The sequence below is a fragment of the Nitrosomonas sp. Nm51 genome (assembly GCF_900111165.1).
Taxonomy (GTDB): Bacteria; Pseudomonadota; Gammaproteobacteria; order Burkholderiales; family Nitrosomonadaceae; genus Nitrosomonas.
On the sequence record NZ_FOGH01000020.1, the window covers coordinates 14367 to 28693 of the forward strand.

12 protein-coding genes are annotated in these 14327 nt (G+C 45.5%); 10 read left to right on the plus strand and 2 right to left on the minus strand.

Translation table 11 applies throughout. From position 1 onward, the window contains the following. Positions 1-128: 128 nt before the first annotated feature. The 6 genes from BMY60_RS08370 to dnaJ all read left to right on the plus strand — a co-directional run bounded on the left by BMY60_RS08370 (position 129) and on the right by dnaJ (position 6502). Positions 129-614: a hypothetical protein gene (locus BMY60_RS08370; RefSeq protein ID WP_090332859.1), complete on the plus strand. Its 486-nt coding sequence runs from the start codon at positions 129-131 to the stop codon at positions 612-614. Next, positions 592-1008: a hypothetical protein gene (locus tag BMY60_RS08375; RefSeq protein WP_090332860.1), complete on the plus strand. Its 417-nt coding sequence runs from the start codon at positions 592-594 to the stop codon at positions 1006-1008. Before BMY60_RS08370 ends, BMY60_RS08375 begins: the two co-directional genes overlap by 23 nt. A gap of 89 nt (positions 1009-1097) precedes the next feature. Next, complete coding sequence (gene purB / locus BMY60_RS08380) at positions 1098-2477, plus strand: adenylosuccinate lyase (protein WP_090332862.1); 1380 nt, start codon at positions 1098-1100, stop codon at positions 2475-2477. Between the two features lie 127 nt (positions 2478-2604). After that, positions 2605-3216: a nucleotide exchange factor GrpE gene (gene grpE, locus BMY60_RS08385; protein ID WP_090332863.1), complete on the plus strand. Its 612-nt coding sequence runs from the start codon at positions 2605-2607 to the stop codon at positions 3214-3216. A gap of 71 nt (positions 3217-3287) precedes the next feature. After that, positions 3288-5231, plus strand: a complete 1944-nt coding sequence (gene dnaK / locus BMY60_RS08390) for a molecular chaperone DnaK (RefSeq protein ID WP_090332865.1) — start codon at positions 3288-3290, stop codon at positions 5229-5231. A 155-nt stretch (positions 5232-5386) separates the two neighbouring features. After that, positions 5387-6502 (plus strand): molecular chaperone DnaJ, encoded by a 1116-nt coding sequence (gene dnaJ, locus BMY60_RS08395; RefSeq protein ID WP_090332866.1) that lies wholly within the window; start codon positions 5387-5389, stop codon positions 6500-6502. A gap of 150 nt (positions 6503-6652) precedes the next feature. Here the strand turns inward: dnaJ and BMY60_RS15745 are convergent, their stop codons facing one another. Then, complete coding sequence (locus BMY60_RS15745) at positions 6653-6793, minus strand: hypothetical protein (RefSeq protein ID WP_177166634.1); 141 nt, start codon at positions 6791-6793, stop codon at positions 6653-6655. A gap of 551 nt (positions 6794-7344) precedes the next feature. Between BMY60_RS15745 and BMY60_RS16010 the strand changes: the two genes are divergently transcribed. Continuing rightward, positions 7345-8232: a PEP-CTERM sorting domain-containing protein gene (locus BMY60_RS16010; protein WP_090332869.1), complete on the plus strand. Its 888-nt coding sequence runs from the start codon at positions 7345-7347 to the stop codon at positions 8230-8232. 176 nt (positions 8233-8408) lie between these two features. Here BMY60_RS16010 and BMY60_RS08410 read toward each other — a convergent pair whose 3' ends face one another. Further along, a complete protein-coding gene (locus tag BMY60_RS08410; protein ID WP_090332871.1) occupies positions 8409-10130 on the minus strand; it encodes an FAD-binding oxidoreductase in 1722 nt (573 codons plus the stop codon). 61 nt (positions 10131-10191) lie between these two features. Between BMY60_RS08410 and BMY60_RS08415 the strand changes: the two genes are divergently transcribed. From BMY60_RS08415 to BMY60_RS08425, 3 genes are read left to right on the plus strand one after another with little or no spacing between them, the layout of a single operon-like run. Beyond that, entirely contained in the window at positions 10192-11265 is a 1074-nt protein-coding gene (locus BMY60_RS08415; RefSeq protein ID WP_090332872.1) for an adenine nucleotide alpha hydrolase family protein, read from the plus strand. A gap of 34 nt (positions 11266-11299) precedes the next feature. Further along, positions 11300-13150 carry an AMP-dependent synthetase/ligase gene (locus BMY60_RS08420; protein ID WP_090332874.1) on the plus strand — a complete coding sequence of 617 codons (1851 nt, stop codon included), beginning with the start codon at positions 11300-11302 and terminating at the stop codon, positions 13148-13150. Then, positions 13147-14286, plus strand: a complete 1140-nt coding sequence (locus BMY60_RS08425; RefSeq protein ID WP_090332875.1) for an SDR family oxidoreductase — start codon at positions 13147-13149, stop codon at positions 14284-14286. Before BMY60_RS08420 ends, BMY60_RS08425 begins: the two co-directional genes overlap by 4 nt. Positions 14287-14327: the final 41 nt, after the last annotated feature.

Consider the following 14327-nt stretch of genomic DNA (forward strand, 5'->3'; position numbering starts at 1 on the left):
AAAAACTGCAGTCATGAAATCCGTTTGCGGATAATCAAAATCCTGCAATTAGCCATGATGGCTTGGCAGGCTGTTCTGAATGACCGGTCGGTAAAGCATGTTAAAGGGTTTTTTATAAAGAGGGGATGATGATGAAACAATGTACCAGGGCATGGATTTCAACAGCGTATTTGCTGGGACTGCTGTTTAGCCCCAGTCCGCTTTCCGCTGCGGCAACCAGCGAAATTGAGACTGTTTTCAATTGGGCTGAAAATAATTTCCCCGGGTTATTTCCAGAACATCGAACGACACAAATAATTGATCCCTGGGCATTCAGGTTTTATCCATCAACAGGAATATACACAGGCATAAAAAATGATGCGGTGTATGTGCTGGGCGGACCATGGGGAACGGATAGCCCGACGTTTATCGCCACCCTGCCCAATCTATTGACGCAAATACAAAGTGAAGGGGGCAACGGAAGCGTACCGGCATGCCGCGGAACGACAGAAATTCCACAAAGCATGGTACTCACCCAGAGCGGCAGCGTCGTCAACATTACAACAAATGGGCAATGTGTAGTGATTGATGATCCGGAAAGTGCCGACTTTTGTGAGTCACCTGCCCCCCCCTAACCCGACCGGCATTTCAGTATTAAGTACGGTTGAAGTTAATTCGTTTCAAACAACGGGGATTACGATTGATTCGCCTGATTTTCCGAATCCGCTGGCTTCTTTTATGCAGAACTTATCAAGTTGCATAGTTGATGCGCCAGCAGACCTGATCAATCTGGTCGTGAATACCGATATTTGTTATGATTTGACCGGGCAGCTATCAGGTTTCCCCAGTGGTTTCGGTATCACAATCAATCCGCCGGTTACAGTGTCGACAGTCTCCTCGAGCATTAACCGGCAGGTAGCAGATTGCTTTGCTACCGATGCGGCAGTTATCAACAACCCGGTAACGGGTGAAGTCTGGGTCAATGTTGACGGCAGTTTTGTGCCGGTTTCAGAAAGTTCCGGCTTCTGAATTTATCGCGCCGTCAGGTTGCAATATGCTAATAAGCATGCCATGTTAAAATCCGCATCTTCATTATCTTTGACTGATGTGAGAATGTTATGCATTGTTCCTCCATTACCGCCCTGTCGCCATTGGACGGCAGATACCAGAAAAAGGTAGCATCTTTGCAGTCGTATTTCAGCGAATTTGCATTAATACGCTTTCGCGTCCAGGTTGAAGTGGCATGGCTTAGAGCATTGGGTAATGCGCCTGAGATTACCGAGATACAACCGTTTTCAGATAAAACGTGTAAACGGCTCGATCATCTGGTGGAGGAATTTTCGGTATCAGACGCCGAGGCCGTAAAAAAGATTGAGGCGACGACCAATCATGATGTCAAGGCGGTGGAATACTGGTTGAAGCAAACACTGGCAGATAACAGTGAAATAAGCAGCGCGGCAGAATTTATCCATTTTGCCTGCACCTCCGAGGATATCAATAATCTGTCGCACGGCCTGATGCTGAAAGACAGTCTTGACCAAGTAATGCTGCCGGCACTGGGCACAATCATCACCAGGCTGTCCGAGCTGGCGCATCAACTTGCCGATGCGCCGATGCTGGCGCGTACGCATGGCCAGCCCGCGACGCCGACAACGATGGGTAAAGAAATTGCCAATTTCGTCTATCGCTTGCAGCGTACAAAAAAACAGCTTTCAGGCATATCCATACTGGGCAAAATCAATGGCGCAGTCGGTAATTACAATGCGCACATGTCTGCTTACCCGTATCTGGACTGGGAACGTTTCTCTTGTTCATTTGTAGAATCGCTCGGTTTGACATTTAACCCCTATACAACGCAGATTGAACCGCATGACACGATCGCGGAGCTGTTTGATGCTTATGGGCGCATAAACACAATTTTGCTAGACATGAGCCGCGATATCTGGGGATATATCTCACTGGGTTATTTCAGACAAAAAACAAAGGCGGATGAAGTCGGTTCATCGACCATGCCGCATAAAGTCAATCCTATTGATTTTGAGAATGCTGAAGGCAATCTGGGTATTGCCAATGCATTGCTGCGGCATTTGAGCGAAAAGCTTCCAGTTTCCCGCTGGCAGCGGGACCTGACGGATTCTACTGTGTTGCGCAACATGGGCGTAGCATTGGGTCATACACTACTTGCCTATGATTCCTGCGCCAAGGGGTTGAATAAACTGGAAGCCAATCCGGATCTGTTGTTGCACGACCTGAACAACGCCTGGGAAGTGCTCGCCGAACCGATACAGACGATCATGCGTCGCTATGCCATTGCGAACCCCTACGAACAATTAAAGGCGTTGACGCGCGGCAAGCAAGGCATCACCCGGGAAGAACTTCATCATTTTATTCGTAATTTACCGATTCCTGAAACAGAGAAAAACCAATTGCTTGCCATGACTCCGCAAAATTACACAGGACGCGCAAGCGAGCTGGCGCATAGAATAGCAATTGATTAGATGGCCGATATTACTATACAGTTGTTAACTGGCGCCCATAATTAACCGCATCGGTTAAATTTCTCACAAAAAACTTGAAATCCCGGAAATTGTCCCAACAATCCCCTGATAATCATTAGGAGGAACGATGCAAAATTCACGGAATCCGCAAGATACACAGCCGAATGAATCTGAAAACGTGTCAGACAATCAACATATTGGTGCAACCGAAGCTGTTGATGAAACGATACAGGTAGCACATGTAACCGGAGAGAATGAAGCAGCACCAGAAGCGCAGCCCGATCCGGAGCAGCGATTGAAAGCGGCTGAAGATAAGGCTGCAGAACTCCATGAAGCCTGGATGCGCGCTAAAGCAGAAACTGAAAACATCCGTAAGCGCGCACAAAACGATGTCGCTAATGCACACAAGTACGCGGTTGAGAATTTTTCCACTGAATTGCTGACTGTCATGGACAGTCTGGAAGCCGCACTGGCAGTTGATAACGCCAGCGTTGAAAATTACAAGAACGGCATGGAGCTGACTCAAAAACAATTAACCGCTGTGTTTAATAAGTTCAATATCGCAGTGATTGACCCGGTGGGTGAGAAGTTCGATCCGCATCAGCATCAGGCGATGTGCACCGCCGATTCCGAACAAGAGCCCAATACTGTGGTGCAGGTGATGCAAAAGGGTTACAAGCTGCATGACAGAGTGATTCGTCCGGCGCTTGTGATGGTTTCCAAGGCAAAAGATGCCTGATCCAGCTTGAAATTTAACAATGTATCTCCATTTATCTGATTAATTCATAGACAGTTTATAAGGATCCAAACATGGCAAAAATTATTGGTATCGATCTGGGTACGACCAATTCCTGTGTGGCGATTATGGAAAGCGGCAAGCCCAAAGTGATAGAAAACTCGGAGGGAACCCGTACAACGCCGTCGATCGTTGCCTATACGGAAGACAACGAGATTCTGGTTGGCGCATCAGCCAAACGTCAGGCGGTTACAAATCCCCAAAACACCCTGTTTGCGGTAAAACGCCTGATCGGCCGCCGTTTTGATGAGGATATGGTACAAAAAGATATCAAAATGGTGCCCTATAAAATCATCAAGGCCAGTAATAACGACGCGTGGGTTGAAGTGCGCGACAAAAAAATAGCGCCGCCGGAGGTTTCTGCGCAGGTATTGAAAAAAATGAAAAAAACCGCAGAAGATTATCTGGGCGAAACGGTAACGGAAGCGGTGATTACTGTACCTGCATATTTTAATGACTCTCAGCGTCAAGCCACCAAGGATGCCGGCAAAATCGCCGGACTGGAAGTCAAACGAATCATTAATGAACCGACAGCGGCTGCATTGGCTTTTGGTCTGGATAAAAAAGAGGGAGACCGTAAAATCGCAGTATATGATCTCGGGGGTGGCACCTTTGACATTTCCATTATCGAAATTGCCGAGGTCGAAGGCGAGCATCAGTTTGAAGTACTGGCAACCAATGGCGATACGTTCCTTGGCGGTGAAGATTTCGATTCACGCGTTATTGAATATCTGGTTGATGAATTTAAAAAAGAGAGCGGCATCGACCTGAAACAGGACATGCTGGCACTGCAACGCCTGAAAGACGCGGCGGAAAAAACCAAAATTGAATTGTCTTCAAGTCAGCAGACCGAAGTGAATCTGCCATATATTACAGCGGACGCAAGCGGACCCAAGCATATGGCGATCAAAATTACGCGCGCCAAGCTGGAAAGCCTGGTTGAGGAACTGATTGAGCGTACAGCGGAACCCTGCCGTATTGCGATGAAAGACGCAGGTGTGTCGGCATCGGAAATTGATGATGTGATCCTGGTCGGCGGTCAGACCCGGATGCCGAAAGTTCAGGAAAAGGTCAATGAGATTTTTGGCAAAGAGCCGCGCAAGGACGTCAATCCGGATGAAGCAGTCGCAGTGGGTGCCGCAATTCAGGGCGGCGTGCTGCAGGGCGATGTCAAAGATGTATTGTTGCTTGATGTGACGCCGTTGTCACTCGGTATCGAAACACTGGGCGGCGTCATGACCAAACTGATTCCTAAAAACACGACGATTCCAACCAAAGCGCAACAGGTTTTTTCAACCGCGGAGGACAATCAGACGGCGGTTACCATCCATGTGTTGCAAGGTGAGCGTGAAATGGCTTCCGGCAACAAGAGCCTGGGACAATTCAATTTGACGGATATTCCGCCGTCACCGCGCGGGATGCCGCAAATTGAAGTCGCGTTTGATATCGATGCCAATGGAATTTTGCATGTATCGGCAAAGGATAAAGCGACAGGCAAGGAAAACAAGATCAAAATCCAGGCCAGCTCAGGCTTGTCGGAGAGCGAAATCGACCGCATGGTTAAGGATGCCGAGGCGCATGCAGAAGAGGATCACAAAATTCTGGAACTGGTTTCAAGCCGCAATCAATGCGACGCCATTATTCACTCAGTGAAAAAATCGCTAACAGATCATGGCGATCAATTGGATGAAGACGAGAAATCAAAAATCGAGGCGGCGCTGAAAGATGCAGAAGAAGCATTGAAATCGGATAATAAAGATGAGATCGATGCAAAAACCCAGGCATTGACAGAAGCTTCGCATAAGCTGGCTGAAAAAATGTATCAAAATCAGGAACAGCCATCGCAACAATCCGGAGCAGGGGCGGGAGCAGGAGCGTCCTCTTCGGGAAGCGGCGAGAAATCTGTAGAAGGCGACGTTGTTGACGCTGAGTTTGAGGAAGTTAAGGATAAGAAATAAATTTTATTGATCACCTGCCACAAGCGCAGAGACGAAAAAAGGACATAAAAAGTTCTTTTCCGTGCTCTGCGTTTTGGTATTTGTTCACAAAGTGATGGATATTCGAATTAGGGCCGGTATCAGAACTCAAATCAAGGTGGTAGTAGAAACTAAATATGGCTAAACGCGACTATTATGAAATTCTTGGCATCAACCGTGATGCTGACGACAGTGCAATAAAAAAAGCCTACCGGAAATTGGCAATGCAGCATCACCCTGACCGTAACGCGGGTAATGCAAAATCAGAAGAATTGTTCAAGGAAGCCAAGGAGGCTTATGAAATTTTATCTGATCCAAATAAACGCGCCGCCTATGATCAGTTCGGTCACGCGGGTGTTGATACGGGCACGGCCGGCGCCGGTGCAGGCAGCGCCCAGGGGTTTGCCGAAGCGTTTGGCGACATTTTCGGTGATATTTTTAGCGGGCGCAGCGGACGTTCAAGCGTGCACAGAGGCTCAGATTTACGGTACAGCCTTGAGGTTTCGCTGGAACAGGCTGCTCACGGCACTGAAACAAAAATCCGTATTCCGACAATGGATACCTGTGACGCCTGCCATGGAGAAGGCAGCAAGCCGGGCAACAGGCCCCAAACCTGCCCGACCTGTCACGGCCACGGTCAAGTCAGAATGCAACAGGGATTTTTTTCGATTCAGCAGACCTGCCCCAAGTGTCACGGCAACGGTAAAATCATCACAGATCCCTGTAGTACCTGTCATGGCGCCGGACGGGTGAAGCGGCACAAGACTCTGAACGTGAAAATCCCAGCCGGTGTTGATGACGGTGATCGTATCCGCATCGCAGGCGAAGGCGAAGCCGGAACAAATGGCGGGCCGCCGGGTGATTTGTATGTCGTCATACATCTGGCGTCGCATTCTGTTTTCCATCGCGACGGTGATCATCTGCACTGCGAAATACCAATCAGTTTTACGACTGCAGCACTTGGCGGCGAAATCGAAGTGCCGACCCTGGAGGGACATGCAAAAATCAAAGTGCCGGCCGAAACACAAACCGGCAAGATATTCCGCTTACGTGGCAAAGGCATTAAAGGTGTGCGCAGTCACGCCAAGGGAGACCTGCTTTGTCATGTGATTGTCGAAACGCCTGTGAAACTGACCGCGCGTCAAAAAGAACTGCTTGAAGAGCTTGAAATCATCAGCCAGAAAGACAATTCCCGCCATAGCCCGCGCGCCAAGTCATGGATGGATAAAGCACGCGAATTTTTTTCGGATTGAGCGGCTGGGTCCGGGTAAAAATAGCGGCGAAATTGCTTCCCCGAACCCAGCCTAATCTGTTGCGGCAGCTGCATATTAGTATTTATTGACAGCTTTAATAAATTCCGGTTAACAGTCAACCGGGTTGTATTAGTTGGCCAAGCCAAACAGTTAATCGGCATTGGTGATATGATGCTGTTCATGTGAAAAAATTGAATGCCACGCTTGCGAATTCTGTTCAATTTTAACGCGCTGATCTTCATCGAGCATAACCAGTACACCGGATTGCAGTGAAATTCCAAACGGCGGCATACGATGAGCGGATACTGACCAGTTCCCAAAAACACATGGAAGAAACCATCCGTTTGTGACGATGAGCCGAAACAACCCGGCATGATCCGGATTTTCTGAATAGCGAATACAAGATTCTAATCGCTGTTTTTTATCTTGTTGTATCGCTGTTTTATAAATTTTCAGTAGGAATTTTTTCAGTGTCGACTATTTCTGTACAACAAGTGGTAAAATAGCCGTCAATGGCTTCATTGCAGCATTTGGAACAGCATTCGCACATATATTGACGGCTTCCAGCGAAGCCCGAATTTACCGGCGCCAGTCGGCCGTGGTTCAGTATTTTGAAACTGTATACTTTGTTCGCTTGCAAATCTGTCGAAATTTTTTACAGTAGCAACATGCCAGCAGGATGCGAGACAAAAGAAAATATACAGTTCATTGATTTTAAAAAAAAAATTTTTTTTGGCATGGGTTTTGCTTATATAGCAGTGAGAGTTCATGAAGATTGGTTGTTAGTCATGATGCTTATCAGTTAAGATTTGATTCAAGCTAACTTTATTAAGGAGATTTAAATGAAAACAAAAATGGAAAGCTTTCTAAAAAAGGCGGTTGTTCCTGCGGCTTTGGCATCTGTATTTGCAGTAAGTACGGCTAATGCCGGCGTAGATGACCTGTTGATAGGCGGCACTGCGCTTAATATTTTAGAGGACGACAGCGGAGAACTCGTTTTTCGCCCAGATGGCATGGGAGGATATACCCCTCTGACAACCGGAACACTGGCAACAGGTGACTTTGTTCTGGGTCTATTCGATATCCCTTTTGTCAACGGCACGCTGCTTGATACCCATAGTGGTGGAACCGAGTTGACAGGCATGTTTCTATTTGAAGTTACAACCCTTACCCCTACAGGCGTCGGCACCTTGGCCGACCTTGATTTTAGTGCGGTAGGCAGTGCGACGATCTGGAGCGATATTACCGATCTGGTCAATGACGGCCTAGACAATGGTAACGGTCTTAATGTCGGCGGCGGCGGTCTTGGCCTAAGCGACACGGACTTGGCAGTACTGTTCTGGGAAGATGCGGCTAACAACCTCAACATATTAACTCAGGATACGGCTACTGCATATGGCAATACGACAGATGGCATGTTCCGTATGTCGCTGGATATGGGGACAGCAACTACAAGCGATACCCAGACTGATCTCGACGTAATTGCTGCCGGCGTTCCCGGTGTTACTCAACACGGGACTTTTGATTTTAATATGAATGTCCAAACAGAAACCTGGACCATTGATCCTGTTAAATATATTGGCAGTGGAACGAACTTAACATCCGCTAATGCTGGTTTCGCAGTGGCAAATGATTTCCAGGGCGCGCTTATTCCCGAGCCTGCTTCGCTTGCATTGATGAGCTTGGGATTGCTGGGTCTGGGTGCCGTACGCCGCCGCAAAATCGACTAAGAACTGTGTGGATTTAGATTTTGTTTAGAATAATCTGAGCAGCTGAAGTTTTTTAACAGTTTTGATATAACAACAATACAGTCAAAATGTACCGGATTAAGAAATTTCAGGTTTATTAGGTCAGATTAATCACTGAAACGGTGGCATGCGTGCCACCGTTTTTTTTGGTAACGTGATTATTCCTGATTTTTGTCATTTTTGTAAATTCCATATTTGCCGGGCGCAAGGATACCAGACGGATCAATACATGATTTGATCTTACTTAAAAAGTGTATAAAATCCGGTGCGGTTTTGACAAGCTCTGTCATACCGTTTACACCGATACGATACTGCTGGAATCCAGCCTGGGACACAGCTTTATTCAATGCCGCGTAAAGCTGTTTCGCATTTTCCACTTGCGTTTCGTCCTCTTTGCGAAAAAAGATAGACATGAGCACAATCATGGAACGCGCATTTTGGACTAGCAAAGCGACATAAAAATCAAAATCATATCGTTCGAACAAAGGCCGGCAAATTTCCAGAATTTCTTCAACATACTGTCCTTTCATAGGCGCGATGGGAGCAAACCAGATCAGCCCGCAATTATCGCGGTCCGGGTTAGATATTTCCGGTTTTGGAAGGTCGGATTTGAAATAGGCATGGCGGACGAAAAAGTCACTAGGGATACCCTGAAGTACTGAGTGAACATATGGCGCTGCTTCAAGCGTCGATACAGACCTGCCGGTCACTAATTTTGCGGTTGCTGCAATAATTTTGCCGATAAAAGGTTGTTTCGCGTAATGAGCCAGCTTTCCTGCAACTGCAGCTGCTTTGTCATCTATAAACGTTAGGCAACCCATTTTGGCAATTTTCTTTTTGAGTTCCTGCTTTACTATCCGTATCTGGCTTGCAGTACCTTGGATACCGCCGCCAAAAGTCCATTTCTTTATTCCGTGCGCATTGCAAAGCGTGGCTAGAATTTCAGGCGGCAGACGCGAATGCTCTCTAAGTAAACTGGCGGGGTATTGGTCAAGTACAGAAAGCGCGACCACGTCATTTGCAATGTGAGTGGCGCTTTGCAGGATATTTTTTAGCGCGAGTTCTCTCAGCGCATCGATTAATTGTGGCAAATTACTCTCTTCATAGAGATCGAAGGTAAACGAAACAAATTTTTCCGGCTTTGGCATCAACCATATACCGGCCTTAGTAACGATTCCAAAATTGGATTGACTGAACAAACCATCTATAGACGGCCCTACTCCCCATTTGTGCGTATGCCATGTCCGGCAGCCAGTCGGCCCTCCGCCGGTTTGCAATAGCTCACCTGTTGGCAATACAACTTCTAAACCACACAATGTCCCAAAGTGATCTGCATAATGCGTGACGCCAAGACCTCGATCCAGAGCATTGCCGATTACACTGCCATCCGGGGGGCCGTCTGTGGAATCGCTCCAAAGCCCCGGGTGGTTCTCCTGAAGAAACTGGCGGAGCTGGCGATATGTGACGCCCGGTTCAATGACAGCATAGGCAAGTTCCTCGTTAATCTCCAGAATTCTATTCATTCGATCGAGCTTTAAAACCGCAGTTTTATTCAGCACTGGCGTCGCAGACCCATACCCCCAGTTTTTTCCTTGCGATACCGGCCAAATCGGAAGACCGAATTGCTGAGAAATTCTGATTATTGACATAACCTCGTTTGTGTTCCCCGGTCTGATTACCGCACTGATTGATTTTGGTTCAGGTATTGTCGCTCGAGCAGTGGAATTAAATTCATTACCACCTGTAATTACATTATTCTCTCCAATAACGCTGCGCATTTCATAAACTGCTTGTTCAAATGTTTCCTCATTCAATGTGAAGGAAAGATTGCTTGAAGCTGATAAAGGTGTATTTGTTTGAGAAAAATTTTGATTTTCCATTCCGGCCTTTCCTTATCTGTTAAAATTAATTTCCACATGAAAATATGTGAGGTTCTTTCAAATGATTAAGTGCAAGCATTGTCTGCTTCCTGCCGAAGCGCCAGATGCAGATATCGATTCAGCGGGTATGTGTGCTTTTTGCAGGAATAAAAGTAATCAATCAAGTACTGATGAGTATGATGAGCCACCCTTTAATCGCACAGCTGATTTGGAACAGGCACTCACCAGACGGAAAAATGACGGCACATACGACGCTTTGGTCTGCTTGAGTGGCGGCAAAGACAGCCTCTATCTTCTGCATCAGCTTAAAACCAAATATCGCCTAAATGTGCTCGCTTTTACTACGGATGTCAATATTCCAGACATAGCCTGGGCAAATATACAGCGTGCGCTCAAAAAGCTGGATATAGACCATCTGGTCTACCGTCCTTCTGATCAATTTTACCGGAAACTGTTCCGGTATTTGCTAATGAACCAAGAAGAACGCGGGGCTGTATACAGTGTCTCATATGTATATGCACCACTGTTTGAAGGTGATGCCTTGGCAATAGCGACTGAAAAGAGAATCCCTCTCGTGCTTGCCGGCTATTCGCCCGGGCAACCAGAGCCTGAACGCATGTCGTATGAATTTTCACGTAAACTTATCACTGAAACCGACTGGACTCCACCTGGTTTGAAAGAATCGGGGAAATTTACGAACGACGAGTTGGCGCGATTCTGGAATCCGCGGCGCTATCCGCCCGAAATACAATTCCCCCGCTATCTTGCACCACTGCATGTATGGGACTATAACCAGGAAGAAATTATACGTAAGGTACACGAACTTGGCCTTGTCAAAAAGCGTGCGCACGCCAGCCCCATTCACAGTAACTATCCCATTAATTGGCTTTTAATGTATTCAGACCTAAAGCATTTTGGCTATAACCCATATGCGCCTGAGTTTTCTGCGCTTATCCGGCAAGGTAAGGCAAACAAGTTGTATTGGCGTTTCATGATGCCAATTGTAAATTTCATTATCAAAAACAAACTGCTGTTAGGGCGTAATGTAACGCAACAAATGAAATGGCTTGATCTGGAGGAAAGTGATCTTCGAATAACGGAGCCGCGAGGAAAATATGATCCAAAGCTTGAATAATCTATTGGCGTAATTTCTTTTCAGGTCATAATCAATGGTAAGCGCAGCTTATTTCCATAGCAGAACGGTAACAGGCCTACTTGAAGACCGCTGCAGTTTAACGCCTGACGCTTCCGCTTATTTTACTTTACACCAGGATCAAAGCTGGAAGCCGGTCAAATGGTCAGAGTTTAAAGAAAATGTAGACCGTGTACGCACCGCTCTAATAGAAGCCGGTGTGGATAAAGGCGACAAAATAGCAATAATGGCGCAAACTTCGCTATATTGGGAGTATGCACAAATGGGAGCGCTTTCAGCGGCGGCTTCTGTCGCGGGAGTTGATCAGAACTATACTGCAGATCAGTTAGATCATATATTAAGTAACCTGGAGCCTTCAATATTATTTGTACAGGATCGCGAAACTTTACTAAAAATTCCTGCACCCCTGCGTGAACAACTCAGGCTGATTATTTTTTTTGACGGGAATCCGCAAGTTGCGCGTGAACATAGTATGAAAGACATACTCATGAGAGCTTCTCAGTGCAGGCATAATCTTGCCGCACCTGATCCAGAGGATACCGCGATTACAGTATTTTCTTCTGGAACAACGGGCATGCCCAAAGCTATTCAATACTCTCATGAACAGGTTTTCATTACAGTCGAGATTATTTCAAAAAAATTTAGTGACCTTAAAGAAGGATCAGTATTTCTGTGCTGGCTGCCTCTCGCTAATCTTTTTCAACGGGTCGTTAATTTTTGGGCGATAAGAATTGGTGCGACAAGCTATATATTAAGCGAGCCTCGCGAACTGATGAAACAAATAGGATTTGTCAATCCTCATATTCTGATTGGTGTTCCTAAAGTTTTTAACCGAATTCAAACGGGAATTGAAAACAAGATTGAGGCTTATGTCAAACCGGTCAGAAACATTGTTAAGTGGGCCTTGCAGGCAGGTCGTGATTACGCGCTTGCAGACCCGCCATCCAGACAGAATAGATTTGTGACTACTGCTACACGAAATGTTGCCGACAAACTGATCCTGGCTCGCCTGCGCAGAGTATTTGGCACACAGTTGCGTTATTTTATTAGTGGATCTGCTGCCATGCCAGTATGGTTGTTAGAATGGTTTGAAAGCATTGGAATACCGGTATTGGAGGCTTATGGGGTCAGCGAAAATATAATACCGATCGCTATTAATACCCCTGAAGAAAGAAAATTGGGAACGGTAGGCAGGCCACTCTCACCGAACGATGTAAAATTGGCACAAGATGGGGAGATTCTGGTTCGCGGACCAGGTGTTTTCAACGGATACCAGATTAGATCTGGACATGATAGCGGGAGATTCACTGCTGATAAATTTTGGTGCACCAATGACCTGGGATTTTTTGACGATGACGGATTTCTTGTACATACAGGCAGAAAATCCGATGTTTTTAAATCGCCAGAAGGAAAATGGATTTCGCCTGCGCGAATAGAACAACAGTTCCAGGCAATTGATTATATAGAGCAGTGTATTGTGTTTCAATTAAACTCCGGGAAAATTGCTGCAATCTTAAGCATTGAGGGAAGCAAATATAGCGAGGCGATCAAATCTTCTTATATAAGAAATGAAATAGAAAACTATGAAAAAGATTTGGGTTTTCGAAACCGCTTTTTTCAAACTGAATGCAGCAATGTTCTAAAACGATTACCAAAAACGCAGCGTCCAATTGGATTTATTATTACTTTTGAGTGTTTCACCATTGAGCGCGGGGAGTTGACCGTCAATATGAAACTCCGGCGTGATGCTATTAAGAAAAATTTCGCATTATATATTTCCCGACTCGAAACCGATTTTATTAGGTTGCAGAATAGTCAGCAAATCCAGCTGAACGATACATTTGTACCATTATTACTTTTTATATGAATACTTATTTTGTTACAGGTGCGACAGGCGCACTAGGTAGTGCAATAGTTGAAGAAATAATAAAGAAAACCACGGATAAGCTGATTGTACTGATTCGAGCAAAAGATGAATTTACGTTACAAGAACGGGTCAGGTGGTTATTTTCCTTCTTAGATATAGATTCCAGCAAAATGACAGGACGTGTCGATTTTGTTCGTGGTGATACTGAACAGGTAAATTTTGGACTTGATTTACATGAATATGGACATCTAAGCGCTGTAGTAACGCACATTATTCACAGCGCAGCGAGTGTCCGTATGAACTTGTCAATTAAAAATGCGCGTCTAGCGTCGGTTGTTGCCACTGAAAACATTTTGGAATTAGCGCGTTTATGTAAACAAAACGGTATTCTACAAAAGGTTGAATTGATAAGCACAGTGGGAGTAGGAGGCAGATGGCAGGGCCCTTTGCCTGAAGAATGGATCAACCAGCCAAGAATTTTTCATAACACCTACGAACAGTCTAAGGCTGAGGCAGAAGCGATAATAGAACAAGAAGTGAAAAAAGGTCTACCGCTTACCTTACATCGCCCTAGTATGATAGTTGGACATAGTCAAACAGGCCGGATTCCATATTTCCAAATCTTCTATCATTTAATCGAATTCGTTGTGGGTCGGCGTACGCGTGGGTTGCTTCCTGACTTATCTCAACGCCATGTCGATCTAGTGCCAGTTGATTATGTAGCTAAAGTGATTATATGGTCCAGCTTAACTTCTAAAACAACAGGAAAGATTCTTCATTTGTGCGCCGGACCTGAATTTTCAGTTCCTTTGGAAAAACTAAAAGTGATGGCACAAAAAAAATTCAGAGCGCAAAATATATCAGTTCCTAACAATATTACGCTACCGACCTTTTTGTTAAATGCAATAATTAAATTAACAGCATTCATTTCATTAAGACGAAAAAAGCAATCTGCCAAGATGCTGTTCATTTTTATGGACTATTTATCAGAAAATCAAGAATTCGCTAATATTGACACACTACATTTGATCCAATCGTCTGGCATAAAATTTCCCATTGCTGATGAATTTCTTGATCCAGTTATTGATTACTATTTACAACAAACTTATTCGTTACCTAATAATTCTGCCGGTTAGTATCCTAACTATAAGTTCACTGTTGTCCCGTTAACCAGACG

What these genes read in the sequence shown, in the direction of transcription:
- BMY60_RS08370 (WP_090332859.1), top strand. Translation starts at nt 129, where the DNA reads ATGATGAAACAATGTACCAGGGCATGGATTTCAACAGCGTATTTGCTG.
- purB (WP_090332862.1), top strand. Translation starts at nt 1,098, where the DNA reads ATGCATTGTTCCTCCATTACCGCCCTGTCGCCATTGGACGGCAGATAC.
- grpE (WP_090332863.1), top strand. Translation starts at nt 2,605, where the DNA reads ATGCAAAATTCACGGAATCCGCAAGATACACAGCCGAATGAATCTGAA.
- dnaK (WP_090332865.1), top strand. Translation starts at nt 3,288, where the DNA reads ATGGCAAAAATTATTGGTATCGATCTGGGTACGACCAATTCCTGTGTG.
- dnaJ (WP_090332866.1), top strand. Translation starts at nt 5,387, where the DNA reads ATGGCTAAACGCGACTATTATGAAATTCTTGGCATCAACCGTGATGCT.
- BMY60_RS15745 (WP_177166634.1), bottom strand. Translation starts at nt 6,793, where the DNA reads ATGCCGCCGTTTGGAATTTCACTGCAATCCGGTGTACTGGTTATGCTC.
- BMY60_RS16010 (WP_090332869.1), top strand. Translation starts at nt 7,345, where the DNA reads ATGAAAACAAAAATGGAAAGCTTTCTAAAAAAGGCGGTTGTTCCTGCG.
- BMY60_RS08410 (WP_090332871.1), bottom strand. Translation starts at nt 10,130, where the DNA reads ATGGAAAATCAAAATTTTTCTCAAACAAATACACCTTTATCAGCTTCA.
- BMY60_RS08415 (WP_090332872.1), top strand. Translation starts at nt 10,192, where the DNA reads ATGATTAAGTGCAAGCATTGTCTGCTTCCTGCCGAAGCGCCAGATGCA.
- BMY60_RS08420 (WP_090332874.1), top strand. Translation starts at nt 11,300, where the DNA reads ATGGTAAGCGCAGCTTATTTCCATAGCAGAACGGTAACAGGCCTACTT.
- BMY60_RS08425 (WP_090332875.1), top strand. Translation starts at nt 13,147, where the DNA reads ATGAATACTTATTTTGTTACAGGTGCGACAGGCGCACTAGGTAGTGCA.